Source organism: Desulfomonile tiedjei (assembly GCA_016212925.1).
In the GTDB taxonomy this organism is placed as follows: domain Bacteria; phylum Desulfobacterota; class Desulfomonilia; order Desulfomonilales; family Desulfomonilaceae; genus JACRDF01.
On the sequence record JACRDF010000035.1, the window covers coordinates 27,496 to 51,704 of the forward strand.

Sequence of the window (24,209 nt, forward strand, 5' to 3'; positions counted from 1 at the left end):
CACGTCCCGACACGATCATCGGGTGGTTGCTGCTTTGTCGGCCGAAACACACAGACAGTGCTTTGAAGCTACGAGTATTATTAGCATATTTCCATCATGAAAGTCAACAAAGACCCTCTCGAAGCCACAGATCCCATAGCAAATCATTTGGACAGGTCCTGCGAACCCGATGTACGGAAATCCGCGAGGAAACCTTAGGTACTTAAACATTGGATCGAACAAGGCTTCCTCGACGCACTGCCGGGGTTATGCGCTTTTCACCATAACGTTTCGGCTGAGATTTTGCGGGAATATTGCAGGATGTTCACAGGTTGCCGAGCTACTTCCGAATTAATCTTGACCACTTTTGGCGATTATGTCATGACAGACATAGGTGCAGATCATTCTTGACTTATTTTTCGTTGCTCAAAAACCGCTGATTTTGATGAGACCCTGATTCCGTGGCGGTCACGGATCTCGTGACGCGTTCTGCCCGGAAAGAGGACCAAGGGTCGGGGACCGTCCGGTTGTCCGCTGAGGCAATCAGTCTCGTCATAGCCGCGTGTTGTCGGGCAGCGCATCCATCCATGCTCTGGAACATCATCGAAAGGAGGTCGTTCACATGGATTTGACTCGCCGGGACTTTCTTGTGATCTCCGGCGCGCTAGGAGCTGGTGTGGCGCTCTCTTCATTAGGGCTGGATCTTGGGCCGGTGAAGGCGTATGCCGATGAACTCAAGATCGACAAAATGAAGAGCGCGAAGAACACCACATCCATTTGTCCGTACTGCTCGGTGGGGTGCGGCCTCATCGTGAGTACGGACACGAAAGCCGGAAAAATAATCAACATCGAAGGCGACCCTGACCATCCAACCAATGAAGGGTCGTTGTGCGCAAAAGGTGCGTCAGTCTTTCAGACCACAGCGGCCAACCCGAACCGGTTGACCAAAGTCCTGTACAGGGCTCCTTTCAGTGACAAATGGGAGGAGAAAAGCTGGGACTGGGCCATCACTGAAATCGCCAAACGGGCCAAGACCACCCGTGACGCCACCTTTGTCGAGAAGAACGCCAAAGGTCAGGTGGTCAACAGAACCGAGGCCATTGCACACCTGGGCAGCTCCAACATCGACATGGAAGAAATCTGGGGCCTGAACGCGATGGTTAGGGCCTTGGGCATCGTTTATATGGACCATCAGGCCCGGGTTTGACACAGCCCAACAGTTGCGGCTCTGGCAGAGTCGTTCGGGCGCGGCGCAATGACCAATCACTACGTGGATCTGAAAAACAGTGATTGCCTCCTGATCATGGGCAGCAATGCTGCCGAAAACCATCCCATCAGCATGAGATGGGTGATGAAGGCCAAGGAAAACGGGGCAACCGTCATTTCCGTGGATCCCCGTTTTACGAGAACTTCCGCAGTCGCGGACATCTATGCCGCGTTAAGGTCCGGCACAGACATCGCCTTTCTTGGTGGGATGATCAACTATATTCTAGAAAAGAACAAGTATTTCAAGGAGTACGTGGACAACTATACGAACGCCTCCTACATTGTTGGAGACAAGTACGACTTCAAGGATGGTCTTTTCTCAGGGTACAATCCCCAAAACCGGAAGTACGACGCGTCCACGTGGGGCTTTAAGCGGGATGCCAAGGGTGTTCCCGAGACGGACCCGACCTATAAGAACCCTCGGTGCGTGCTTCAACTCCTCAAGAAACACTATTCTCGGTACACGCCGGAAAAGGTCTCGGAAATCACAGGGACCCCGGTGGAGGATCTCCTGAAGGTGTACGAGGCGTATTCCTCTACCGGAGTGAGAGACAAAGCAGGGAGCGTGCTGTACGCGCTGGGCTGGACGCATCACACCTTTGGGACTCAGATCATCAGGACAAGTGCGATCATTCAGTTGTTGCTTGGCAATATAGGCATTGCAGGCGGAGGCATCAACGCGCTTCGGGGACAGCCCAACGTGCAGGGTTCCACGGATGGGGCACTTCTGTTCCATCTTATTCCCGGGTACCTCAAGGTTCCCCGGGGGGCGCAGCAGACCCTCGAGCAATATCTCAAGGACAACACACCGAAAACAGCGGAGGTGCAATCCGTCAACTGGTGGTCAAACACGCCCAAGTATACCGTGAGCCTGCTCAAGTCGTTCTATGGAGACAAGGCGACCAAGGAAAACGACTTTGGCTACGCCTGGCTGCCCAAGGCGGACGACGGAGTGACCTATTCCTGGCTCGACATGTGTGACGTCATGTACCAGGGAAAGATAAAGGGCATGTTCCTCTGGAGCCAGAATCCGGCGGGAAGTCACCCTAACACCAATAAAACTCTCAAAGCTCTTGCGAACCTGGATTGGTTGGTACACGCGAACATTTTCAACAATGAGACCGCTTCCTTCTGGCACACTCCGGGGATGGATCCCAAGAAGGTCAAGACTGAAGTATTTCTCCTGCCCGCGGCTTGTTCGGTGGAACGTGAGGGGAGTCTCACCAATAGCGGTCGGCTGGTTCAATGGCGCTACAAGGCGGTCGAGCCGCCCGCGGATGCCATTGCCGACGGAGAGATGGTCAACAGGCTGGTTCGGAAGCTGAAAGAGCTTTACCAAAAAGAAGGCGGCAAGTATCCCGATCCCATTCTCAACCTCAAGTGGGACTACGTGGACGACAAAGGAAAGTTCGACCCCCACAAGATGGCCAAGGAATGTAACGGCTATTTCCTGAAGGATGTGACGCTGAAAGATCCCGCGGGCAAAGATGTCACTTATAAGAAGGGAGATCTGGTCCCGGCGTTCCCCTTCCTACAGGCAGACGGGAGCACCTCCTGTGGAAACTGGCTCTTCTGCGCGAGTTACACCAATGCAGGGAACATGATGGCCCGCCGCGGAAAGGAAGACCCGACTGGCCTAGGGCTTAATCCAAACTGGGCCTGGTGCTGGCCGGTAAACCGGCGAGTGCTTTACAACCGGGCTTCCTGCGATCCCAGCGGCAACCCGTGGAATCCGAAAAGGCCGTTACTTAAATGGGAAGGCGGCAAATGGGTCGGCGATGTCCCGGACGGACCGGCGCCTCCCATGAGCGACAAGGAGAAAGGGAAACTTCCTTTCATCATGAAGCCGGACGGCAGGGCGTTCCTCTTTGGCCCCGGCCTGGCGGACGGACCCTTCCCCGAGCAGTACGAACCCTATGAAAACCCGCTCGGCAAGAACCCAATGTCAGCTCAGGTGATCAATCCCGTGTTTAAGATCTTCAAGAGCGACATGGACAAGGTGGCTTCAGGAGACCCGAAATTCCCTATCATATGCAGCACGAACACCATCACTGAGCATTGGTGTTCAGGTTCCATGACTCGATGGCAGCCGTGGCTCCTGGAGGCTCAGCCGGAGCTTTTCGTCGAAATGAGTCCGCAGCTGGCCGGAGAACTCAGCATCAAGAACGGTGATCGAGTGAAAGTTGAGTCGATAAGGGGCGAAGTGGAATGCGTCGCCATGGTGACACCTCGCATTCGACCTTTCAAGGTGGCCGGCAAGGTCCTGCATCAGGTGGCCTTACCGTTTGCTTTTGGATGGCTCATGCCCAAGTCCGATAAGAACTACTCAACCAATCAGCTCACTCCCGGAGTGGGCGATGCCAACACCATGTGTCCCGAATACAAGGGCTTCATGGTCAATGTCAAAAAAGTTTAAGGGGAGGTGTAAGAGATGTCGCAAGGATATTCAATACTCGTGGACACCTCCAAGTGCACTGCCTGCCGAGGTTGTCAGATTGCCTGCAAGCAGTGGAATCAGTTACCGGCCACAGCAACTAAAAACTGGGGCAGCTACCAGAATCCGCAGGATCTGTCCGCCGACACCTGGAAGCTCGTGAGATTCGCGGACGGAGTTAACGGGAACGGCAAGGTGTACTGGAACTTTTTCACCGATCAGTGCAGACATTGCCTTTCTCCCGGGTGCATGGCTGCTGCAGAGAAGGAAGAAATAGTTCAGGACGAGAAAACCGGTGCGGTTCTTTTCACCCCCAAAACCAAAGACCTTAACTTCAAGGAGACCCTGGAAGGCTGCCCATACAACATCCCTCGGCAGGACCCTAAAACCAAGCAGCTGTTCAAGTGCACCATGTGCTTCGAACGGATCTCCACCGGTCAGATTCCGGCCTGCGTGAAGTCATGCCCGACCGGAACGATGGCATTCGGGGAAAGGGATAAGATCGTTGAGCTGGCAAAGAAAAGGGTGGACGAACTCAAGAAATCTTTTCCCAAAGCCGCGGCCCTCAACGCCGACGACGTAAGAGTGATCTTCATCGTGAAAGACGATCCCAAGAAGTATTACCAGTACGCCGCCGGGAAATGATGTTTGCATGGAAACGGAGAACCGCCCCTGTGGTTTATCAGGGGCGGTTCTCCGCCTATTTCACAACGCCCCGACGGGCGGCCTGAGGACTTCCAGGATGACTGTCAGGCTCCGCTGCAAAGTCTGGATAGAAAACGAAGGCGGAAAGCCCATAATCGGCGAAGGCAGGCTGCGGATTCTCACGGCTGTTCGGCTCACGGGTTCGATAAGCAAGGCGGCACGCAAGCTGAACCTTCCCTTCCGCAGCGTTTGGGCAAAAATCAAGGATGCAGAGCGGCAGGTGGGATTCAAGATCGTAGATACAAATAGTTCCGGCTCAAGGCTGACGGCTGAGGGAGAAAAGCTCTTGGCGCAGTTTGCCGAGCTTCAGAGGAGTTGCACGCGATCAGCCCACGCGAAGTTCAAGAAGGTGTTTGTGGACAAAGGCTAGTCCGGCATGTTTGCGGCCAAGGGCTAGCCGGACGTTACCAGCTCAAACAACCCCGGATAGTTGATTACGGCCCCGGACGCCAATACGCTCAGCGTTCCGGAGTAGCCTACTGTTGGAGCTTCGTATTCGTACTCGGTGGGTCCAATCCGCAAGTAGGTTTGCGGGAGCATCACGAGCCGCATCTCGGGAAACTCTAGATAGGCGGCTGGTGCTTCCGCGCGCTGTCCCACCTTCAGCGACAGACGTCTTAGGGCAATCCTGTTCGTGGCCGGCGTGAAGCCCAGATCAACGTCCACACATCCTCTCACGCTCTTCTTTGAAACGCCGTTGACCTGCCATTCTCCAGCCCCGACCGATCTAATGCTCAGGTCGATGGCCTTCTTGCCCAAAAAGCCCGAAACACTTGCGCTTCGCGTCCTCCACGCCCCGTCCGCAGATACTTCGTAGCGAAAATGACACGGCATCCCTTCGTCCCAGAAGACGGCCGCTCCGGAAAGGCTCCACCCATCGGATAGCTTGAAGAGGCGGCAGCTATCATGGCCGGGGTGGTCCACTTTTCGCCAGAAGAACATGGCGGTTGGCGTCATCATTTTCTGCGCATCCTTCAGGGGCACTTATGGAGGCAAGTTGCCTACAAATGATTATACAGTCCGTAACAGCGTGGGAACACAGACCGTTTCATTCCCCGCAAGGAGTCCCCTCTTCTTCTTCTATTTTCGCATAATATCGTTCATTTCAACCATTTGCCAGTTTCTTCCCGATGAACCTTTTCCGGTTTATGCAGACTGCATGAGCCCCGTCTACGAAGGCTTCATACCGTCTCGCTTTCAAACTGTGAAGGCGTCTTCGCAGCAAAAGCAGCACTGACCTGGTGCCCAGGTCAGTGGCACCCGACAGCCCATCAATATCGGCCCCGGGGGTGCCATGGATCTTGGTCTTGGCAGGTCCGTGTCCGATTCACCGCATTATTCATCGTTTGGCCGAGCAGTGGTATCACGGAGTTTTCCCGCGGAGCCAAGGGATTCTGCCGGGTGCGCAGGGCGTGGGTTTCCGATCAGAGCTAAAGTGAAGTACTAAGGAATTGGTACGGTAATAATCGAATTGTTACAGTCTGGTAAATAACTTTGTTGACAAAATGCATCCAAATTTGATATATTCACACCTGATAATTCTATCTAAACTCATATGGAACGGCTAATACCTCCTGCGCCAGCCGGTTTCCAGAGTAATGGTTAAAGGAGAGGTTCATGACCAGAAAGCGCATCGCTCCGGTTCTGACCATCGCCGCACTGCTTATTGCCGCATGGTCTTTACAGGCTTTCGCCAACATGCAGCCTATGCCCGGTCCCATGGGGCCGCCGATGCAAATGCCCATGAAAGTAGGACCCAAGAAGTGCTCCGCACCTCCCCCGGCCTGCATGCCCCAGGGGTGCGGGCCAGTGGGCTATCAGGCCCCCGGTTGCGCGCCGATGCCGTGTCCTCCTCAGGGCTGCGCACCAGCGCCTTGCCCGCCACAGGCGTGTGCGCCGGCACCTTGCCCTCCGCAGGCTTGCCCGCCGCCAATGTGCCCTCCCCCCGGATGTCCTCCGCCAATGTGCGGACCGGGATTCGGTGGAGGCGGAATGCTGGACAGCCCGAGGGATTGTTTAGGTGCAATTCTGGGGATAATTGGCACCCCGTTTCGTTTGCTCGACAACATTCTTTGCGCTCAGAAGAAGCCCTGCCCGGTGAAGTGCTGCCCGCCGCCCCCGTGTTTCCCCATGGCGTGTGCCCCTCCGGCCAAGGTATCCAAGCGATCCGCGGCTCGGGCGTCAATGCCAAACAGCCCCGGGTTCATGCGATAAGGAGCAATGGCCGATTCTGAGTTGTCTCGTCTTGTGGAAGCCGGAAAGAAGGCTGTAAGATCCCCTGCAGATCGCTACTATGGTCAAAATGTCTAGGCGGGCCCTTTGTAGAGGGTCCGCCTAGACAAATGCTTTTAGGCGAGAAACTACGAGATAGTTGCATAGCCTTTCCCGGCTTTGGCCGGTTCGACCGCAAACAGCGTTTCTCCTTATCCCGTCCTGGAAATCACGCCCGTCTCTTGTCGAAATTGCTCGTGCCACTCATTGAAAAAGATCAGCAGCCAAAGCCTGTGAGTATGATCGGCCCGTCCCAGTTGGTGCTCTTTCCAAAGGTCTTCAACACCCTTTTTGTCGAAAAGACCGTGGGTACTCTCCATCAGCCGCTGTTCGCCCCAACTCTTCAGCCTACCCTTGAACCAGGAGCCAAGAGGTATTTGGAACCCATACTTGGATCGCCCTAGTATCTCGGCCGGGACGCGTCCCTGTGCAGCATCGCGAAGAATCCTCTTGGTCCCGACGCCTCTTATCTTGAACCTCAACGGCATCCGGCCGGCAAGCTCGACAACTCGATAGTCCAGCAGCGGGCTGCGCACCTCCAGGGCGTGAGCCATGCTCATTCTATCCACTTTGGTGAGGATGTCCTCTGCCAAGTATGTCTGAAGGTCGGTCAGCATCATGCGGCTGACTGGATCCAGTCCCATCCATTGTCTCGCGGCTGAGATTACGGGGTCCAAGTCAGCTTGATAGTGCAGACCGGTCAATCCCGCGACTTGTGGAACCGAAAAGGTCCTGGGCACCACTGCTAGAGGGTTGTCACGAATACGTCCGGACGCCTCCACGAAAAGAAGCAACTTCTTGGCCGCGCTGGTTCCGTAATAGTCCGTGGTCGCAGGCAAACTCCGTACCAAGGGTTCTATGACCTTGCGTCTCAGCGCGGTTGGCAACAGATCGTAGATCAGTTGAACGCGGCGGGCCAGATACCTTTCGTACCCGCCAAAGAGTTCGTCGCCCCCATCACCGGACAGGGCCACGGTAACGTGCTGCCGGGTCATTTCGCAAAGGCGCCAGGTAGGGATCGCTGATGAATCCCCGAAGGGCTCACCAAAATGGCGAACCATCTTCGGCAACAGGTCTTCAACACCGTAATCAACCGGTTGCTCGCTGTGATCGGTTGCTAGAGCCTCCGCGGCCAGCCTGGACCATTTAGATTCGTCATGGCTGGTTCCCGGAAAGGATATGCTGAATGTCCGTACCCTGTTGGAAACGTTTTCGCGCATAAGGGCCGTGATCAAGGTGGAATCCAGGCCCCCGCTGAGAAAAGAGCCCAGGGGCACGTCCGATATGAGCCGCAAACGAACTGCATCTTGAAGCAAGTCCAGCAGGGCGCTTCTCTGGGATGGGTAGTCGTTCGATTCCTCAGGAAAAGGGGGCTCCCAGTAACGCCAAACGCGAAATCCCCCGGCATCGAAGATCGCCGCATGAGCAGCGGGAAGTTTGAACACTCCCTTGAAAATCGAGTCCGGAGCCGGGATGAAGTCGTAAAGAAGGTATTCAAAAACCGCCTGATTATTCAGGTCTCGAGGAACGGCCGGATCTCGAAGCAGAGAATAAAGCTCAGACGAAAAGCTGACTCTGTCCTTGGCATGAGTGTAATAAAGCGGCTTCTTTCCTAAACGATCGCGTGCCAGAAACAGTCGTTTCTCGCGATCGTCCCATATAGCGAAGCTGAACATGCCGTTGAGGTCATCCAGCATGGCTTCTTTTTTTTGGAGGTACAGCTCCAACAAGACCTCAGTGTCCGATTGGGTCCGGAACCTATGGCCTTTGCTTTCCAGGAACTTGCGGATTTCACGGAAGTTGTAGATCTCGCCATTGAAAACCACCGCGGTGGTTCCATCTTGTGACAGCATGGGTTGCCCGGCGGAAACGGAAAGATCGATTATTGACAGCCTTCGGAACCCGAAAACACACGCGGGAAAAGCATGAGTCCCGCCCATGTCGGGACCTCGGTGCTTCAGGCTGGAGGTCATAGCCTCAACCGTTCCACTGAACGGTTTCTCTGAGAAGTCAACAATTCCGCAAATTCCGCACATTCGGACGCCCTCGGATGCCGTGGTTCGGCCGGCAAATGGGAAAATATACCAAACCGCGGCTTATTGGAAGCGAAGCAGTCTGTTCCGTACCCAACTGGTGGAATGAGTGGTGCCAATGCGCGGTCAAACAGGTGACAATGGGTGCAGCCGACCCTGGCAGGTCTCTGAAGCGAAGTCAGGTCAGGCGTTCGTAGCGGAGGAGATCTGCCAGGGTCGGCAAGGAACCAACTTTTCAATGGTACTCATTTGAAAGCGCATAGGCACGAGTTCACCGGAATGAACACCGCAAGGCCAGAACTCGCTTCCATCTTCGTTAAACCTTGACTTGATACCGGTCGTTCATTATTCTTTAACGTGTTGAACAAAATACAACATCGTGAAATCGCTTCTACCGGAGACACTCATGGCCGAGCAAGATAAGGCTAAAAGAAAGTCGTTCGCAGCGGCTTCTGAAATGAAAAGACTGATGGCCGATCATTTTCACTCGCTGGATGCAGCGAAAAAGGCCGGCCGGCCCAAAGTTGCCTGGTGCACTTCCGTAGGACCCGCGGAACTCCTCCACGCTATGGGATTCCTCGTCTATTATCCTGAAAATCACGGCGCTCTTTTGGGCGCGACTCGCATGGCCACGGATTTCATTCCGGTAGCCAATTCAATCGGGTACTCGCCGGACATCTGTTCCTACCTCACGTCCGACGTGGGCGCCTACCTCAAGGGACAGACGCCGCTGACCAAGTCCTATGGGTTGGAATCCATCCCAAAGGCCGACATTCTGGTCTATAACACCAACCAGTGCCGAGACGTTCAGGACTGGTTCGCCTTTTACGCGCGTGAATGGGATGTTCCGCTCGTGGGAATACACACGCACCGAAACATTAAGGCGGTCCAACAGTACCACATCACGGATCTGGCAGCTCAGATGAAAGCCATGATCCCCACCCTGGAGCAAGTGTCCGGGAATCGATTCGACGTGGATCGGCTCCGTGAGGTCGTATCGCTTTCCCTGGAATGCACCAGGCTCTGGCGACAAGTCCTGGAATGCGGAGCTGCCAAGCCCGCGCCGTTGACCTTTTTCGACGCCAGTATTCATATGGCTCCGGCGGTGGTCCTCCGAGGATTGCCCGAAGCAGTGGAGTACTATAAGTTGCTCCTGAACGAACTGGACGAGCGCATTGCACAAAAGACCGCGGCAATAGACGGCGAACGCCACAGGATCTACTGGGACGGCATGCCCATCTGGGGGAAGCTCAGGGATCTGAGCGACCAGTTTTCATCGCTCAAAACAAATATCGTCGCGTCAACCTACTGCAATAGCTGGATCTTTGACGCATTCGACCCCGCGGAACCCTTCGAGTCCATGGCCAGAGCGTACACGGAGCTTTTTATCGTTCGAGACGAATCCTATAAAGAGGCGTACATGGACCAATGGATCGAGCGCTTCGGGGTGGACGGCGTGATTTTCCACGACGCGAAAACATGCCCGAACAACTCCAACAGCCGTTACTCCATGCCCCAACGCATGACCAAACGCCTCAAGGTCCCCTCGCTGGTAATCCAAGGCGACCTTAACGACCTGCGATGCTACTCCGAAGAACAAACTAAGACCAATATAGAAGCATTCATCGAACAACTAGACGACCAACGGTGACGCGGGAGGAGGAAGGAAGAAGGAAAAGGGAAGAGAGAAGAGAGAAGAGGAGAAGGATTTGCAGGGGAACCCCTTTTTGCAAAAAGGGGTTCCCCTGCACCCCTCCCCAAAAACTCCATTGTACGTTCCTTGTTTCCAGGCAGGGCCTGGAAACAAGGAACGCTCTTCGTCAAAACGATGAACGGAAACAGAAGTCGGCCCTGGTCAGGGTTTGAAGGCAAATCTGTCGCCGGCCCTCCTTGCGACTGCGGGTTCAGAACGGCGTTGAGGTAAAGTTGGCTGAGAGGGCGAGGAGGCTCCGTGACATCGGCATCATGGCGAAGGCAACGAATTCCTTAAAGAAGATATAGGAGTTTTTGGGGTGGGGTCCGGGGAGGGCGTTTTTGCAAAAACGCCCTCCCCGGCTTCCTCTCTCCTCTCTTCTCCCCATCTCCTCCCTCCCCTTCCCTCACCTCCACATCTCACCCACCCCACAGGTGACACATGGCGCGCGATTTTGGAGGCGGAGTCGATGTCGGCTCCTGCACGACTAAGGCAGTAGTAGTTGACAAAGAGGAGCGCATCCTCGGGAGTCATGTGCTTTATTCCGGCACTGATTTCGAGGTTGCGTCGGAGACCGCGTGGACAGAGTGTTTACGGGCCGCGGGACTCGACCGCGCGGATGTTACGTCCGTAATATCGACGGGATACGGTAGGAGGAGTGTTCCTTTCGCGTCGTCGAATCGGACGGAGATCTCATGTCATGGTCGGGGCTGTCTGCATTTCTTTCCCGGCCCGATCACGGTGGTGGACATCGGAGGACAGGACAATAAGGTCATAAAGCTGGACAAAGACGGGCATCGGGTGAGTTTCAAAATGAACCGAAAATGCGCTGCCGGAACAGGCGCATTCCTTGAAGAGATGGCTTTGCGGCTCCGCCTCCCGCTCCAAGACCTTGACGGACTGGCTCGAAACGCGGACGGTGAAGTCGCTCTGGGAAGTTATTGCACGGTCTTTACAGCCACGGAGGTGCTGGAGAAGATCAAGGCCGGCCATCGAGTGGAACAGATCGTCAGAGGCCTCTTCCATTCCGTGGTGAAGCGAATCATGGAAATGGACGTGTTGACCGACACCGTCGTACTCACCGGTGGCGTGATCGAACACAACCCTTTCCTCGCGGAACTCATCAAACAGCATACCGCCAGCCCCGTCGCCATACCGCCGCATCCGCAAATTACCGGCGCTCTCGGAGCCGCTCTATACGCAGTGGTGTAGTAGTAAGGGAGTAAGAATTGCGGGGAGGACCTTTTTGCAAAAAGGTCCTCCCCGCACCCCTCTCCAAAAACTCCCGTATCATGCTTGCTTTGTGTCTTCCGCCATTGGCGGAAGACACAAAGCAAGTAATAAGCAGGGTTCTTCTAACTGGGGACAAACATCCTCGTGTAAGATGCGGTGAGCAAAGCGAACCGCATCTCTCGAAAAAACCGTAGGGTGCAATGCTTTGGGGTCACCGCGTCCTGGCAGTCTGCACGTTGCCCTGCGACGGAGGCGCTCTTGCCGAGATCTGGCACAGAAGGTTCCGATCACACTCTCTGCTACTTGAGGCCGAGCTTGTCCTTGGGTAGACGAGCCAAAACCGTCGCGGTAAGACTCCCAATGTATAGAAAATCCTTGGTTTCCGTGACTGCGGTATTCTGAGGATAAGTAGTCTGAGGGTCTTGCAGGTCCAGCAGAATCTTGCCGTTGCCGTCGACGGCAATGATGTGGCCGTAAGATTCGGCTTTCGGCCGCATGAAGGACGGCATACGCTGAATCATCTTCCGGGCGAAGGGATTGTCCGAGAGCTTGTCCACGAGCGGATTGCGTGGAGCAACCAATGCCACCCAGTATCGGCCGTCCAGCCCGCGGGTTATGTTGTCCGGAAATGCGGGCAGGGCTTCCACCAACGGCTCGGACGTTCCCTTTCGAGGGCCGGCTATCCAATAGCGGATGACGCGATAGCTGCCCGTTTCATTCACCAGCACATAGGTCTGATCGTGGCTAACCGCAACGCCGTTCGCGAAATCTAGGCCCTTGAGGAGTGTGCGGGCTTTTCGCGTCTCCGGCTCCCACACGAGCAATCTTCCAGTCCCACCGTGTTCCATGATTTCCAGGAGGCTGCCTCCCATGCTGCCGTAGTCTTTGGCTGCGAACTTCGTGGACGCGTCCGAAAAGTAGATCTTGCCGTCGTCTGCCACATCCACGTCATCCGCGTATCGGATCGGAATGCCATCCGCAACCGTCGCCAATTCGCTGATCGAGCCGTCGGGGGCCACTGACAGGAGGCCCCGGTACGCGTCGGCAACTATCAGGTTCCCCTTCGGGTCGAATGCGAGTCCCAAAGGCCTGCCTTTGGTATCGGCCCAGTCCTCTGGGGAGGTCCCATCGGGCTTCAGCCGCACGATGAAGCCCTCGCCGGTGCTCACGTAGATCCGGCCTTGCTGATCCAAGACCACATCTTCAGGGCCGTGGTTTTTTCCTATGGGAAGTAATTGAAGGCCCTTGAGGCGCTCGTTTCGAGCAAACGGGCCGGTGTATCCCGGATTTGGCGGCGATTGCCATGCGACCGGCTCGATAGGAACAGGCCACACAAGGAAATAAACGCACACGATCCCGATAAATAACGCCAAAACCGCCAGTATCTTCTTGAGCATAGCCCCCTCCTTTTAGTCTCACCGAATCCGGATTTCCATCACCAGCCCAACATATCAGATGGTTGACTGGAAGAACATACATTTTTGTGACTTCATGAAAAGAGTAAGTTACACATGAGGTAGGCATCTCCCATGAAGATGTCGGAGAATTGTGGGGCAGGCTGGAATCCCGCGGCTCGCGGGACTGCCCCACAAAAACAGCCCTGCCTCTGAAAGACGGAATACGCACGTTGGCACCCCGAAGAATCCCAAATCCGTAAGGGAGAAACCTTCTTGCCTCAGAGCAGTTGGCCGAGTATGGTTCTCCCTGGAAAGTATCGTCTAATGAGATCGTATGACACACGGAATCTTGGCCCGGGAAACTTCTGGGTCGGCGCGGCCGCAATGGCTTTCTTTGGTGGAGCTTCACTTCTGGCCGGTTATTGGGGTCTTGAAGAAATCCATCTGGAGTGGCTCCTTGGCCGCGAAGGCATTTCCATCACCGGCATCGTAGTGGGAAAGACCTCTGAGGACTGGGACGATCCGCCTTCCCGAAATTATTATCTGCTGTATACGTTCCGGGCGGACTCCAAGACCATAACCAAACGAGCCTCCGTGGATGAGGACTTGTGGCTCGGAGTCAAAGAAAAAGGCCCGATCAGCATCATCTACGTTCCCGGGAAGCCTGAGCTTAATCTTCCTGAGCCGCTGGGGAGATACACGGCAGCGAGCTTCCTTTTCCTGACAACGATGCTGGTGGCAGCGGGCGTGCTTTTTACCGCGATCCTTGTCCTAATGATATACCGAAAGAGCATGGGACATTACAGGGCCGCGAAATGGTTTGTCACCGCGGATGATTTGGCCAAGCACAGAGAAAAGGCTTCATGAGGAGGAGTGACAGTGCGAAAGAAAGACCGAGAGATTACCGATCCGGCGATCCTGAAATCCATTATGTTAAAAGCGCAGGTTTGTCGTGTCGGTCTGAGCCTGAACGATGTTCCATACGTTGTGCCGGTAAATTTCGGTTTCAAGGACAATCGAATCTATTTTCATTCTTCGCTCAAAGGAATGAAAATTGACATCCTGCGGCAGAACAGCAACGTTTGCTTTGAAATGGAATGTGACGTGGAAGTGGTTCATGCTGAAGCCGCCTGCGACTGGACCGCCAAATTCCTCAGTATAATCGGCTTCGGAAAAGCCCACATTGTAGAAGACTTCTCCGAAAAATTAGAAGGCCTCGCCATCATCATGGAGCACTATTCGCCTTCCCTTAGCTACGAATTTCCCGAAGAAAAGGTAAACAAGGCCGCCATCATCAGAATCGACATCGAGAGCATGACCGGCAAGAAGCTTGGATACTAATTGGCTGGCTCGACCCTAATATCAGATTGCCGCGCGTACACCCACGCCCTGGAGAAAAATGACCTCCGGCCTTTTGAACCGCGACCCGTTCGCGGCCTAGTGCTGATCCAAGTCACCGGATCTCATCCGCTTGTAGCTTGAGGTCCGGTGCTCGCTCGCTTCTGGACAAGTCGGGCTCTCCACGACCGAGCAAACCCGGATGGTCGCGGGAGACGCAAAGTGTGTTTTCATAGTACCGAAAATTCCTTGACTCGTTCCATGAAGGCAGCTATTTAGATGCTGGAGCCGCGTCTCGTCGGAGTGGCCGTTAAGTAAGTCCATTCCCTCGGCTCCACCCCGTTTAAGGCAGCCCGTGTTTTCCATGTGTACGCGTCCACAGAAAGTCAGTTAGCCGCCCCATTGCTTCCACACTAGCCAGTTCGAGTATAACGTCACGTATGAATGCCAAATGTGGCTTATATGGATAGAAAGGTTTAGTCATAAACCTGGGGACCGAAAAATTGTAGGACACCACTTTTGCACTTAAGTTGATCCGTTCTCTCTGGTACCCAAGGTACACCTGAAGCCTTTCCTTTAGGCCACGAAGTTCGGCAGCGAATGCCCTAAGAGCCGAAGGCCTGTCGATGTCTTTACAGTCCACATATATGTATTTAAGCAGTTCGCGTAGGCGCTTAGGCCCCTCAGACTCGCGCAACTCCAAGGCCATGTTTATTATGTTTTCACCACCACCTCCGAACATACTGTGCTCGTATTGGCGCAACACATAACTCAAGAACGGAGGCATCTCCACATCAAACGTCTGAATTCCAAAAACATTGTCGTCCTTTTCGTTGCAACTTTGCCAGAAACGCCGAAAGAATCCATTCATGTCATTAAGATAGTTTCGCTCTCTAATATATTCTTCATAGCGCCTGTCCCGCTCAGGGGGGAGCTGCGCGGAATGAAGTTTAATTTTTCTCGTGTTGGGGTGGTTATCATAAAGAATGCATTTGGCGTTATACATGTTTCTCAAGGGGTGTGGCATGTAGTCACAACCCAGCAACTTGCCTGCTTGTCTATAGTAAACGGTTCGAATTGCAGACCAGGCAACAGCTTTCGCAAGGCCCACCGTCGCGCGGTTATAGGCCTTTGGCGAAAATTCTCGCAGGTTCTGAGATTCATCCCCCGACTTGGGCAGAAATTGAATTAGAGACCTTGTTACTGTGTTATTGTACTTGTTTTCGACGCCAAACGCTTTGAGCACAAGGAATGATTCAGATCCTCTCCAGGCGTGGCGAAAAAGTATCGCCATGTCATTGAACAATTCCGCAAAGTCCGTTGCCAGATGTTGGCCTAAATGCCAATTATGGACGTGGGCTCTAGCGTGCTTCAACATCCGATTACTTAAGGGCTCGGGTATGCTCTCAAAGCTGACAAAGTCATAGGGAAGCCAGGCCTTTCGTTCTTCACTGAATTCCGGTTTGTAATCATCTAGTATGTATATCTCATCGGAGATTATGAGGTTGTCGATAAGCACCCTGAGCGCACTAACATCCAGGTCAAAGAGGTCTCTGTTGGGGTTCGGTATCAATCCGATTGCCCTAAACGCAGCCGTGAGGGTAGAGTTATCAAGAAGCGCCCTCATTTTTCACCTCTCGCATGGAGATATGATTCACTAAGTTTCCTGGTTACACACCTCAGTACCGGACTAGAAATCGGATTTACGCAGTGCTTCTCCTCTCTTGCGAATCGCTCAGTCCGGATACCGTCGCTTGATTCGGGTCTGTTCGCGAGCAGACCTCCCAATGGTCTCATACCACTCTGCACGCTGCGATAACCACCATCATGTGCAGAGCTAGACCTCATATTCCCGTTTCCCACCATACCGATCGGCAGATGAGCCGTCAACCACATAAGCTACCGAGCAGCAATGGACGGGGCCAGGTCCGTGGCGCCCAAGGCTTGCACTTCACGTTTGTGAGTGATACATTGTACGTACGATGACCCAACAGGGCCGGAGGATTCAATGATCAAGAAGCTCACCAAGCACGGCAACAGCCTGGCCTTAATCATTGATCGGCCTGTGCTGGAATTGCTCAAGATTGATTCCGACACGCCGCTGGAGATTTCCACCGATGGACAAGTGTTGCTGATCAGTCCGGTAAGAGATGAAGAGCGTCAACGCAAGTTCCGAAAAGCGTTGGGTACAGCCAATCGAAAATATGGCCGAATGCTCCAACGCTTAGCGGAATAAAACGTGGACATCGTCTTTCTAGGCCTGGACGAAATACTGGATGTCCATCGCGATCAGATTCGGCGCTACGGCGGTTTAAGCGGCGTTCGCGATTTAGGACTTTTGCAGTCGGCAATTTCCATGCCCAGTTCCATGTTTGAGGGGACTTATCTGCACCAAAGTCTGTCCGAGATGGCCGCAGCCTATCTGTTCCACATCGTTAAAAATCATCCATTCTATGATGGCAACAAGCGAACGGGCGCGGTGGCAGCAATAGTTTTCCTGGAAATGAATGGGGCTGAACTCCAAACGGATGAAGAAGCCCTTGAGAAGCTGATTCGCGATGTTGCCGAAGGCAAGGCTGATAAACGCGCTGTTGCTTCGTTCCTGGAGCAAAATGCCCGCGGATGTTTTCAAAAGTAGCAAACCGCACCACAAATAGCTTGGTGGAGACAGGCGTCTAGCCCGTATTTCGGTGACAAGGGGATTCTGCCTGAGACCCTTCGACGCCACGGTCTTGTTGGGCACGGCACGCCGTGCCCCTACAACCGGGTTCAGGGCCTCGTTTTGGCGTAGGGGCACGGCGTGCCGTGCCCTCTTTCGTGTTCCGCAAAACTGAATGCGCGTCACTATAGCAATCGGCGGGCACAGCCCGCCCTACCCTTGCACGAGGCCCATCCTGTAGGGCGGGCTGTGCCCGCCGTCTTATGTATTTCAATAGTGGATAGGGCGAGGAGCCTGCTGGATGCCACGGACCCGCGCGCCGCACCATTGTCGGCCTTGGCGGCAATGGTGTGGCGAGTCGCGAGAGTTTTTGAGGAGGGGTCTGGGGAGGGACTTTTTGCAAAAAGTCACTCCCCAGAAAAATCCAGCCTGCTACCTGATTCTTACGCCCCAGCCACCCCTTGGACCGACACCAACGGCCACGCCACCGGCGCGAACCGCCACACCGCCACCGGGCCCGACTCGCACTCCAACACCGGGGCCACCGTAAACGCCATACCCGTAGCGCCGATAAGGATAATAAGGGGTGCGGACATAAGTGCGGACCACCGGAGACGGCTCGACGTAGGTTACAGCAGGAGCGGGAACGACGACTCCCGGCACGTAAACCGTCGCACTACGCCGAATCTGAGACCCCGTGACCCATCCTTTTGCAGGCAGGTCGATCTCGGCCCAGTTGTTCTGACTCCACGCGCCGGTCAGTTGCAGACGCTCCCCCATGCGTACGCATCCCACGATTGGATAGCTGGTGCCCGGTCCGCTTCTGACCCTGAGGCAATTCTCAGGTCTGTCTATGGAGACAACCACCGCGCTCCGGTACGTCTGGGCTTGGGCTTCGGAGAAAGAGGCCGCGACCAACAACAGTGCCAAGCAGCTTATGATCGTTATCGAATGCCCTGGTCTCATGCCTTGATACCTCCTCATGATGGCGCTTGCCGCACCCGGTTAGCCGCGTTCCCTTGGGGGGCAATAAAGACACTTCCGATTCGCTCGTCCGTTCTTTTTAGACTCTCCCTAATTGACAGACGTTAATCAGTATTTCAATGTTCTTTTTTGGGGTTTTAAAGGCCTGCGGTTGGGCAACGAGCTTCTGCCGCGCTCTACCTACGACTCGCCTTCTCTTGTTCTATGCGGATTACACGTTCCCGTGTGTCGTCTTTGGCCAATCTGCGAAACAAGTGGTAGCAGTAAATCGCGTATATCTCGCGAGCTTGCGTTCCCTTCTCGAAAAATTGCTCCTCGGAGAGCTTGCCCCAATAACGCTCGGCAAAATAACCGTTGATTTGCTGCAGGAGTTCCCGAAATCGTTCGACCGCGTGCAGTAGGGCTTCAGGGTCGGCCCCGTCCTTGGGACCGAGGCCAATAACGTCCATGTCCACTATCAACCTGCCGAGCATCAGGTCGTCGTAATCGTACCTCTTCACTCCGTCGCGTAGCTCCGGCTTTATGATGCCCCAGTCTTCGAATTTCTGAAGCCATTTGGCCCCCAGCCCGGTCGCTTCCCTGAAGTTCTCTTCTCCTGCTATTCCTCTCGTGAGCAGGTGAGCCCTCGGGCTAAGGTACTTGGTCTGAATGCGGAATAATGAGCGCTCTAATCTCGATACTTTGCGCTGTCTCCTGATGATCTGCTTAATCACTGAAACCGGCAGGTCGTGGTTTTCCTGAAGGTCTTTGATAAATTCGATTTCATCTATATAGCTTTCGCCGTAGTCTGCGAGCTTCTTCCGCTTCAGAGGAGGCTTCGGAAGGAGACCTTCCCGAAGGTAAAACTGAATTGTGTGCTTAGGAACATTGGTCGCTTTGGCGAGTTCACTTAACTTCAATGTCTTCTCCTGTAACCCGTACTGTCAAGCACCCCGGTCCTTCGGTGGTCGCTCGAATGAAGCCCGGTTCCAACGCCATCCATGATCCGGAGCACACCCTTCGCTGCAAAACTCTCCGGAGAGGCCCACGATTCCCTGGCACAAACACGGCGATCCTCGGCCCCTTCCTCGGAGGTGCACCACATCTTAAATGGAGACGTGAGGAGGGAGCGGCATTGGGATGGAACACTTCCATGTAGGCCTCATCACAATGGGTCGTCTGCGAGGGCGATGGGTTTCCGTTCGAGAGCATAATCCCGGGGGGGGCTTGTGTCAATAATAAACCAATAACGAACCAACGTTAACCTTACATATCAATATGTTGCAAATGGTAAATTGATCACTTGTCTATTTTGCTTGACAGCTTTCAGGTGACGAGTATAACCTCATGCGGTACCCTTGATTCTCGGCACTAGCCGAGGCACAGGGGCAACACTTGACAGTAGCCTGGATAAGGTACCGCGACCGACGACGCATGTTACATCGTCAAGGACGCTTAAACATTGGACCGCGGTCCAGGCTCGAATCTCATAGCGATTCACGTAACAGACATCTATCGCATGGAGGTTAAATGGCTGATTTTACCCTGGACGAGGATCAACGGCAGATCCAGGACATGACCCGAAAGTTCGCGGCCAAGGAACTCAGGCCGATTGCCCGGAATTGCGACGAAGAGGCCCAATTTCCGGCCGAACTCCTGAACAAAGTATGGGAACTGGGCTTTTGTGCCAACGCAATCCCCGAAAAATACGGCGGATATGAACTGGGTCGTTCCGCGGTTACTACGGCCATAATGGTCGAGGAGTTGGCCTGGGGCGACGTAAGTCTCACCCTGGGGGCCCTTTCTCCTCTCTTAATGATGATACCCATCCTCGAATTCGGTACCGAGGAACAGAAGGAAGAGTGGCTGCCAAAACTCTGCGGGGAACAATTCTTCCCTGTCACGGCAGCCTTAATGGAGCCGAGGATAACGTTCGATCCGATGGATCTTCGCACCATCGCACAGACCAAAGGAGACGAGATAGTCCTCAATGGCGTCAAGTGCATGGCGCCTATGGCCGATCAGGCCGAGCACATATTGGTTTACGCCTCAGCGGCCGAAGGTGCGGGGCCCGGCTCGGTAAAAGCCATAATTGTGGACAAGGGCACACCGGGTCTCAAAATTGGTGAGCGGGAAAAGAACCTGGGGCTCAATCCTCTGCCCTTGTTTCGAGTGACTTTTGAAGACTGTGTAGTGCCCAAATCGCGGTTGGTGGGCGGGGACCGGGGGATTGATTACATGAGGTTAACCAATCTCTCGAGGTCGGTCCTTGGCGCCATGGCGGTTGGAGTTGCCCGTGCTTCGTACGAGTACGCCCTGGACTATGCCAAAGAAAGGTATGCATTCGGGGAACCCATTGCCAGCCGCCAGTCCATTGCTTTCATGCTGGCCGAGTCTGCCATGGAGGTAGATGGTATGCGTATGCTGGCATGGCGCGCGGCTTGGCGCCTGGATCGAAACGAGGACGCCACACGAGACGCAGCTCTGGCAAGGATGTATTGCGCCGAGCAGACTATGAAAGTTGTCGATTACGGCGTGCAGATCCTGGGAGGCCACGGGTACATCCGTGAGCATCCTGTGGAGATGTGGTTCCGGAACGGCCGAGGGTTTTCCACCATGGAAGGTCTGGCCATAGGCTGAAACGGGCCGGCGACCATAGCAACGACCGATTCTGCGCTGAACAATCGAGCCGTTTCAAAAGGAGAACTGGATGATAGACTTTGAACTACTACCGGCAACCGAACAAGGCCGACAAATGGTCCGTGCTCTTGCAGAAGGTGTGTTCAGGCCGGTGTCTCGGTACTATGACGACCACGAGCATGATAAGGTGCAGCAGCTATATGACGTGGTCGAGAGGATGGGCCTCAAGACCTTCAAACAGGGCAGTGGAAGCAAGCCGGACGCGGATGGAAAAAGAACCTCCGAACCCAATGTCTCCCTGGTGGTAAACATGGAAGAGCTTTCCTGGGGCGACGTCGGGATCATGCTCGCCTTTCCCGTTCGCGGTTTAGGCAATTCGGCCATTGACGCAGTTGCCACCAAGGAACAAAAGGCCCGATTCGGGGCAAAGTTTACCGCAATGGCCATCACCGAACCGGGCGCGGGTTCGGATACCGCCGCGATCACCACCACAGCCAAGCTCGACCCTGAGACAAACGAGTGGATTCTTAACGGCGAAAAGATATTCGTTACATCGGGTTTTCACAGCGAAGCCGTCGTGGTCTGGGCCACCCTGAACAAAAGCAAGGGTCGGGCCGCAATCAAGAGCTTCGTCGTAGAGAAGGGCACACCAGGGATAACGGTTACCAAACTGGAGCACAAATTAGGTATCCGCGCGTCCGACACGGCCTCGATTGTTTTGGAGGACTGCCGCATCCCCTATGACAACATCCTGGGCAGCCCGGAGGTCGCAGAGAGGCGAGAGGGCCTGGGCGGAGCAATGGCCACTTTTGACGCCACCCGGCCGGGTGTGGCTGCCATGGCCATCGGCGTGGCCCGAGCCTCGTTGGAGTTCACCAAAGAGAAGCTGGAAGCCGAAGGCTACTCCTTCCCCTACGACGTTAGCCTCCACAAACTCAATTACGTGCAAAAGACAATGATGGAGATGGAGGCCAATCTTGAAGTCGCGCGGTTGCTCAACTGGCGCGCGGCATCCATGCTGGACGACAAGCTAAGGAACAGCTTGGAAGCCTCCATAGCCAAAGCCAAAGCCGGCCGCGCGGCTACTCTGGTTACTCAGAAGTGCGTGGAACTCCTCGGGCCGCTCGGTTACTCGCGAGAATGGCTGGCCGAGAAGTGGATGAGAGACTCGAAGATCACCGATATCTTCGAGGGCACCGGCCAGATTCAGATGCTGGTGATCGCGCGCAACATTCTGGGCTTTTCGCGTGACATGTTGAAGTGACCGAAAGCTCGGTAGATCCTCGTTCCCAGGCGGAGCCTGGGAACGAGACAAGTTATTTCCGATATTCGTAACCGCGTGACCCACGCCCGCGTTGGCGTGACGCTTAGCATCAAATAGAGAGGAGAACAGACATGGCACTCAGTACCGTTACCGAAGTATTCGAAAACATGTCACAGGTTTTTAATGCAGCAGCAGCGGCCGGCCTGAACATGGTTTTTCAATTCCACATCACGGGTGATGAAGCAGGAGACTGGAACATCGTGGTCAAGGACAGCACGTGCCAGGTGAGCAAGGGCGTTCACGAGAGCCCTACCGTGAGCCTCACCATGGCGGACGCGGACTGGCTGGCCATGTGCAACGGCACCTTGAACGGCATGACCGCTTTCATGACCGGCAAATTGAAAGCCTCCGGGGACATCATGGCCGCTCAGCGAATTCAGACTCTGTTCCCTTTGAGGTGATCATTGGTGCCGGTTGAAAGCTGAATCAGTACAAGCAATTTGATTTCTCATGTGCCTTATCGGCAACCATGATACGGCGGGCACGGCCCGTCCTACAATTGGGCGACACGCTTTCTGTGGGACGGACTGTGCCCGCCGACTGTTTTGGTTGATAACACCTTGACAGCGCTGTCTGGTTCCCAGGCGGAGCCTGGGAACCAGACAGCGCGCACCCATTGTGGTGGACAGCCTCATCCAGCCCTTCCGTACGTCTTTCCTTTCCTCGCGGTCGGAGTCCCTCACGCCGGCGTTTCCCTGTCTCCTGGTCATGATGCGGAAATGGGCTTGCCCCGAAGTCTTATGCTGCTATAATTCGTGGTTCAATCCAGGTAAACGCCCACAAATGGCGAGTTCAGAGACAAGAACAGATGGATTTCCAGGGCAAACCAAAGGAGTTCTAGAAAGACTATGACATTCACATCTCCTGCTCAAAACCGCTATTTCGAGGATTACGTTGTCGGAGCCGTCCACGAGTTCGGCTCGGTTACCATTGAGGAGGGCGAAATTATCGAATTCGCCAAGCGCTTCGATCCGCAGCCCTTTCACACAGATCCGGAGAAGGCAAAGGAGTCGGCCTTTGGCGGATTGATCGCCAGCGGGTGGCACACCGCGAGCCTGGTCATGCGGCTTCTGGTTGACCATTACGTTTCACGGGTGGCCAGCTTGGGTTCGCCCGGTGTAGACGAGCTGCGTTGGCGCAAGCCTGTTCGTCCCGGCGACACCCTTTCGGTTCGCGTGACTGTGCTCGAATCCAGGGTCTCTCGGTCGAAACCCGATCGAGGAACAATTCGGTCGTACATCGAGGCGCTGAACCAGCATCGCGAGGTCGTGATGACCTGGAAGGGAATGGGTATGTTTCGGTGCCGGAAGGGGACGGAGAAGAACCCTTGAAGATCCGAGAGTACTTCGGTGGGGCCCACCCAATAGCGAATTCAGCCCATATTCCTGCCACGGGAGTGGTGCTTCTGGTCTTGTTGTGTCTGCTCTGGGGCGGAAATATGGTGAGCATCAAGATCAGCAACCAAGGGGTCCCTCCGATTCTGGCAGCGACCATAAGGTCGGTTGTGTCCGCGTTCCTTTTGTGGATCTATGCAGCATGGAACGGGAAGAGCGTATTCCTTGCCGCGGGCGATCTAAAGCACGGCGTGGCTTTGGGGGGGCTTTTCGGAATCGAATTCCTCGTGCTCTATTATGGACTTGACCTGACAAACGTTTCTCGAGCCATCATTTTTCTCTACACCCAGCCTTTGTGGACTGCGATCGGGGCACATTTCTTTCTTTCAGCAGAGCGTTTGAGCCTGACCAAGAGCGTGGGGCTAATCCTTTCGTTTGCCGGCCTGGTTACGGTTTTTGCCACCAGACCAGCCACCTTGGGCCCTCTTTATTGGGTAGGCGATCTAATGGAAGTGGCTGCAGCCGCGCTCTGGGCCGCGACCAACATTTACCTCAAACGATTCATGCTGAACAAGCCCATAACCCATTATCAGACCCTATTTGTGCAACTTTTCTTTTCTGTTCCCGTACTCGCGGCAGGATGGCTGGTCTTCGAATGGGGACGGCCCGTGAGGTTGGACGGGCTCGTCGTCGGGTCCCTGGTGTACCAAAGTGTTGTAATCGCGTTTGCCAGTTATCTCCTGTGGTTCTGGATGATCCACAGGTATCAGGTGAGCCGTCTGGCTGCCTTCACCTTTCTCACGCCGCTGTCCGGGGTAATACTTAGCGGCCTGCTGCTCAAAGAAGAGTTGACCTCTTTTCTTCTAGCGGGCCTCGGTCTGGTGGCTGCCGGTCTTTACCTGGTGAATCGACCCGAAAGAGTCACCGGCAAGAGCTAGGA

General features: G+C 54.6%; 21 protein-coding genes and 1 pseudogene. 14 read left to right on the forward strand and 8 right to left on the reverse strand.

What is annotated here, in order from left to right; translation table 11 throughout:
* Window positions 1-601 precede the first annotated feature (601 nt).
* The 3 genes from fdnG to HY913_14640 all read left to right on the forward strand — a co-directional run bounded on the left by fdnG (window position 602) and on the right by HY913_14640 (window position 4,754).
* Window positions 602-3,661 (forward strand): formate dehydrogenase-N subunit alpha, encoded by a 3,060-nt coding sequence (gene fdnG / locus HY913_14630; protein MBI4964511.1) that lies wholly within the window; start codon window positions 602-604, stop codon window positions 3,659-3,661.
* A gap of 15 nt (window positions 3,662-3,676) precedes the next feature.
* Window positions 3,677-4,324 carry a formate dehydrogenase gene (locus HY913_14635; protein ID MBI4964512.1) on the forward strand — a complete coding sequence of 216 codons (648 nt, stop codon included), beginning with the start codon at window positions 3,677-3,679 and terminating at the stop codon, window positions 4,322-4,324.
* Window positions 4,325-4,421: 97 nt separating this feature from the next.
* On the forward strand, window positions 4,422-4,754 hold the full coding sequence (locus HY913_14640; protein MBI4964513.1) for a LysR family transcriptional regulator: 333 nt from the start codon (window positions 4,422-4,424) through the stop codon (window positions 4,752-4,754).
* A 23-nt stretch (window positions 4,755-4,777) separates the two neighbouring features.
* Here the strand turns inward: HY913_14640 and HY913_14645 are convergent, their stop codons facing one another.
* The 3 genes from HY913_14645 to asnB all read right to left on the reverse strand — a co-directional run bounded on the left by HY913_14645 (window position 4,778) and on the right by asnB (window position 8,691).
* Window positions 4,778-5,344, reverse strand: a complete 567-nt coding sequence (locus HY913_14645) for a putative glycolipid-binding domain-containing protein (protein MBI4964514.1) — start codon at window positions 5,342-5,344, stop codon at window positions 4,778-4,780.
* 581 nt (window positions 5,345-5,925) lie between these two features.
* Window positions 5,926-6,144, reverse strand: coding sequence for a hypothetical protein (locus tag HY913_14650; protein MBI4964515.1), 219 nt, complete (start codon window positions 6,142-6,144; stop codon window positions 5,926-5,928).
* Between the two features lie 663 nt (window positions 6,145-6,807).
* Window positions 6,808-8,691, reverse strand: coding sequence for an asparagine synthase (glutamine-hydrolyzing) (gene asnB, locus HY913_14655; GenBank protein MBI4964516.1), 1,884 nt, complete (start codon window positions 8,689-8,691; stop codon window positions 6,808-6,810).
* Window positions 8,692-9,094: 403 nt separating this feature from the next.
* Between asnB and HY913_14660 the strand changes: the two genes are divergently transcribed.
* Window positions 9,095-10,339 (forward strand): 2-hydroxyacyl-CoA dehydratase, encoded by a 1,245-nt coding sequence (locus HY913_14660; protein MBI4964517.1) that lies wholly within the window; start codon window positions 9,095-9,097, stop codon window positions 10,337-10,339.
* 253 nt (window positions 10,340-10,592) lie between these two features.
* Here HY913_14660 and HY913_14665 read toward each other — a convergent pair whose 3' ends face one another.
* The gene (locus HY913_14665; GenBank protein MBI4964518.1) at window positions 10,593-10,769 is read right to left on the reverse strand and encodes a hypothetical protein; all 177 of its coding nucleotides are present in this window, start codon (window positions 10,767-10,769) and stop codon (window positions 10,593-10,595) included.
* A gap of 53 nt (window positions 10,770-10,822) precedes the next feature.
* On the opposite strand from HY913_14665, the gene HY913_14670 reads away from it, so the two are divergent.
* The gene (locus HY913_14670) at window positions 10,823-11,593 is read left to right on the forward strand and encodes an ATPase (GenBank protein ID MBI4964519.1); all 771 of its coding nucleotides are present in this window, start codon (window positions 10,823-10,825) and stop codon (window positions 11,591-11,593) included.
* Window positions 11,594-11,913: 320 nt separating this feature from the next.
* Here the strand turns inward: HY913_14670 and HY913_14675 are convergent, their stop codons facing one another.
* Complete coding sequence (locus HY913_14675; protein ID MBI4964520.1) at window positions 11,914-13,011, reverse strand: strictosidine synthase family protein; 1,098 nt, start codon at window positions 13,009-13,011, stop codon at window positions 11,914-11,916.
* A 324-nt stretch (window positions 13,012-13,335) separates the two neighbouring features.
* Between HY913_14675 and HY913_14680 the strand changes: the two genes are divergently transcribed.
* Entirely contained in the window at window positions 13,336-13,878 is a 543-nt protein-coding gene (locus tag HY913_14680; GenBank protein ID MBI4964521.1) for a hypothetical protein, read from the forward strand.
* A gap of 12 nt (window positions 13,879-13,890) precedes the next feature.
* A complete protein-coding gene (locus HY913_14685; GenBank protein ID MBI4964522.1) occupies window positions 13,891-14,352 on the forward strand; it encodes a pyridoxamine 5'-phosphate oxidase family protein in 462 nt (153 codons plus the stop codon).
* Between the two features lie 340 nt (window positions 14,353-14,692).
* Here HY913_14685 and HY913_14690 read toward each other — a convergent pair whose 3' ends face one another.
* Window positions 14,693-15,976, reverse strand: coding sequence for a hypothetical protein (locus tag HY913_14690; GenBank protein MBI4964523.1), 1,284 nt, complete (start codon window positions 15,974-15,976; stop codon window positions 14,693-14,695).
* A 381-nt stretch (window positions 15,977-16,357) separates the two neighbouring features.
* Here HY913_14690 and HY913_14695 point away from each other — a divergent pair, with 381 nt between their 5' ends.
* Both HY913_14695 and HY913_14700 read left to right on the forward strand, forming a co-directional pair.
* Window positions 16,358-16,585 (forward strand): AbrB/MazE/SpoVT family DNA-binding domain-containing protein, encoded by a 228-nt coding sequence (locus HY913_14695; protein MBI4964524.1) that lies wholly within the window; start codon window positions 16,358-16,360, stop codon window positions 16,583-16,585.
* Window positions 16,586-16,594: 9 nt separating this feature from the next.
* A complete protein-coding gene (locus HY913_14700; GenBank protein MBI4964525.1) occupies window positions 16,595-16,987 on the forward strand; it encodes a type II toxin-antitoxin system death-on-curing family toxin in 393 nt (130 codons plus the stop codon).
* Between the two features lie 453 nt (window positions 16,988-17,440).
* On the opposite strand, the gene HY913_14705 is transcribed toward HY913_14700, so the two are convergent.
* Both HY913_14705 and HY913_14710 read right to left on the reverse strand, forming a co-directional pair.
* A complete protein-coding gene (locus HY913_14705; GenBank protein MBI4964526.1) occupies window positions 17,441-17,974 on the reverse strand; it encodes an SH3 domain-containing protein in 534 nt (177 codons plus the stop codon).
* A gap of 194 nt (window positions 17,975-18,168) precedes the next feature.
* Window positions 18,169-18,891 carry a MerR family transcriptional regulator gene (locus tag HY913_14710; protein ID MBI4964527.1) on the reverse strand — a complete coding sequence of 241 codons (723 nt, stop codon included), beginning with the start codon at window positions 18,889-18,891 and terminating at the stop codon, window positions 18,169-18,171.
* 610 nt (window positions 18,892-19,501) lie between these two features.
* Here HY913_14710 and HY913_14715 point away from each other — a divergent pair.
* The 5 genes and pseudogenes from HY913_14715 to HY913_14735 all read left to right on the forward strand — a co-directional run bounded on the left by HY913_14715 (window position 19,502) and on the right by HY913_14735 (window position 24,207).
* On the forward strand, window positions 19,502-20,611 hold the full coding sequence (locus HY913_14715) for an acyl-CoA dehydrogenase family protein (protein ID MBI4964528.1): 1,110 nt from the start codon (window positions 19,502-19,504) through the stop codon (window positions 20,609-20,611).
* A 70-nt stretch (window positions 20,612-20,681) separates the two neighbouring features.
* The gene (locus HY913_14720; protein ID MBI4964529.1) at window positions 20,682-21,875 is read left to right on the forward strand and encodes an acyl-CoA dehydrogenase family protein; all 1,194 of its coding nucleotides are present in this window, start codon (window positions 20,682-20,684) and stop codon (window positions 21,873-21,875) included.
* A 131-nt stretch (window positions 21,876-22,006) separates the two neighbouring features.
* The gene (locus HY913_14725; GenBank protein ID MBI4964530.1) at window positions 22,007-22,336 is read left to right on the forward strand and encodes an SCP2 sterol-binding domain-containing protein; all 330 of its coding nucleotides are present in this window, start codon (window positions 22,007-22,009) and stop codon (window positions 22,334-22,336) included.
* Window positions 22,337-22,783: 447 nt separating this feature from the next.
* Window positions 22,784-23,266, forward strand: a complete 483-nt coding sequence (locus HY913_14730; protein ID MBI4964531.1) for a MaoC family dehydratase — start codon at window positions 22,784-22,786, stop codon at window positions 23,264-23,266.
* 41 nt (window positions 23,267-23,307) lie between these two features.
* Window positions 23,308-24,207 (forward strand): annotated as a pseudogene (locus tag HY913_14735) (DMT family transporter).
* Window positions 24,208-24,209: the final 2 nt, after the last annotated feature.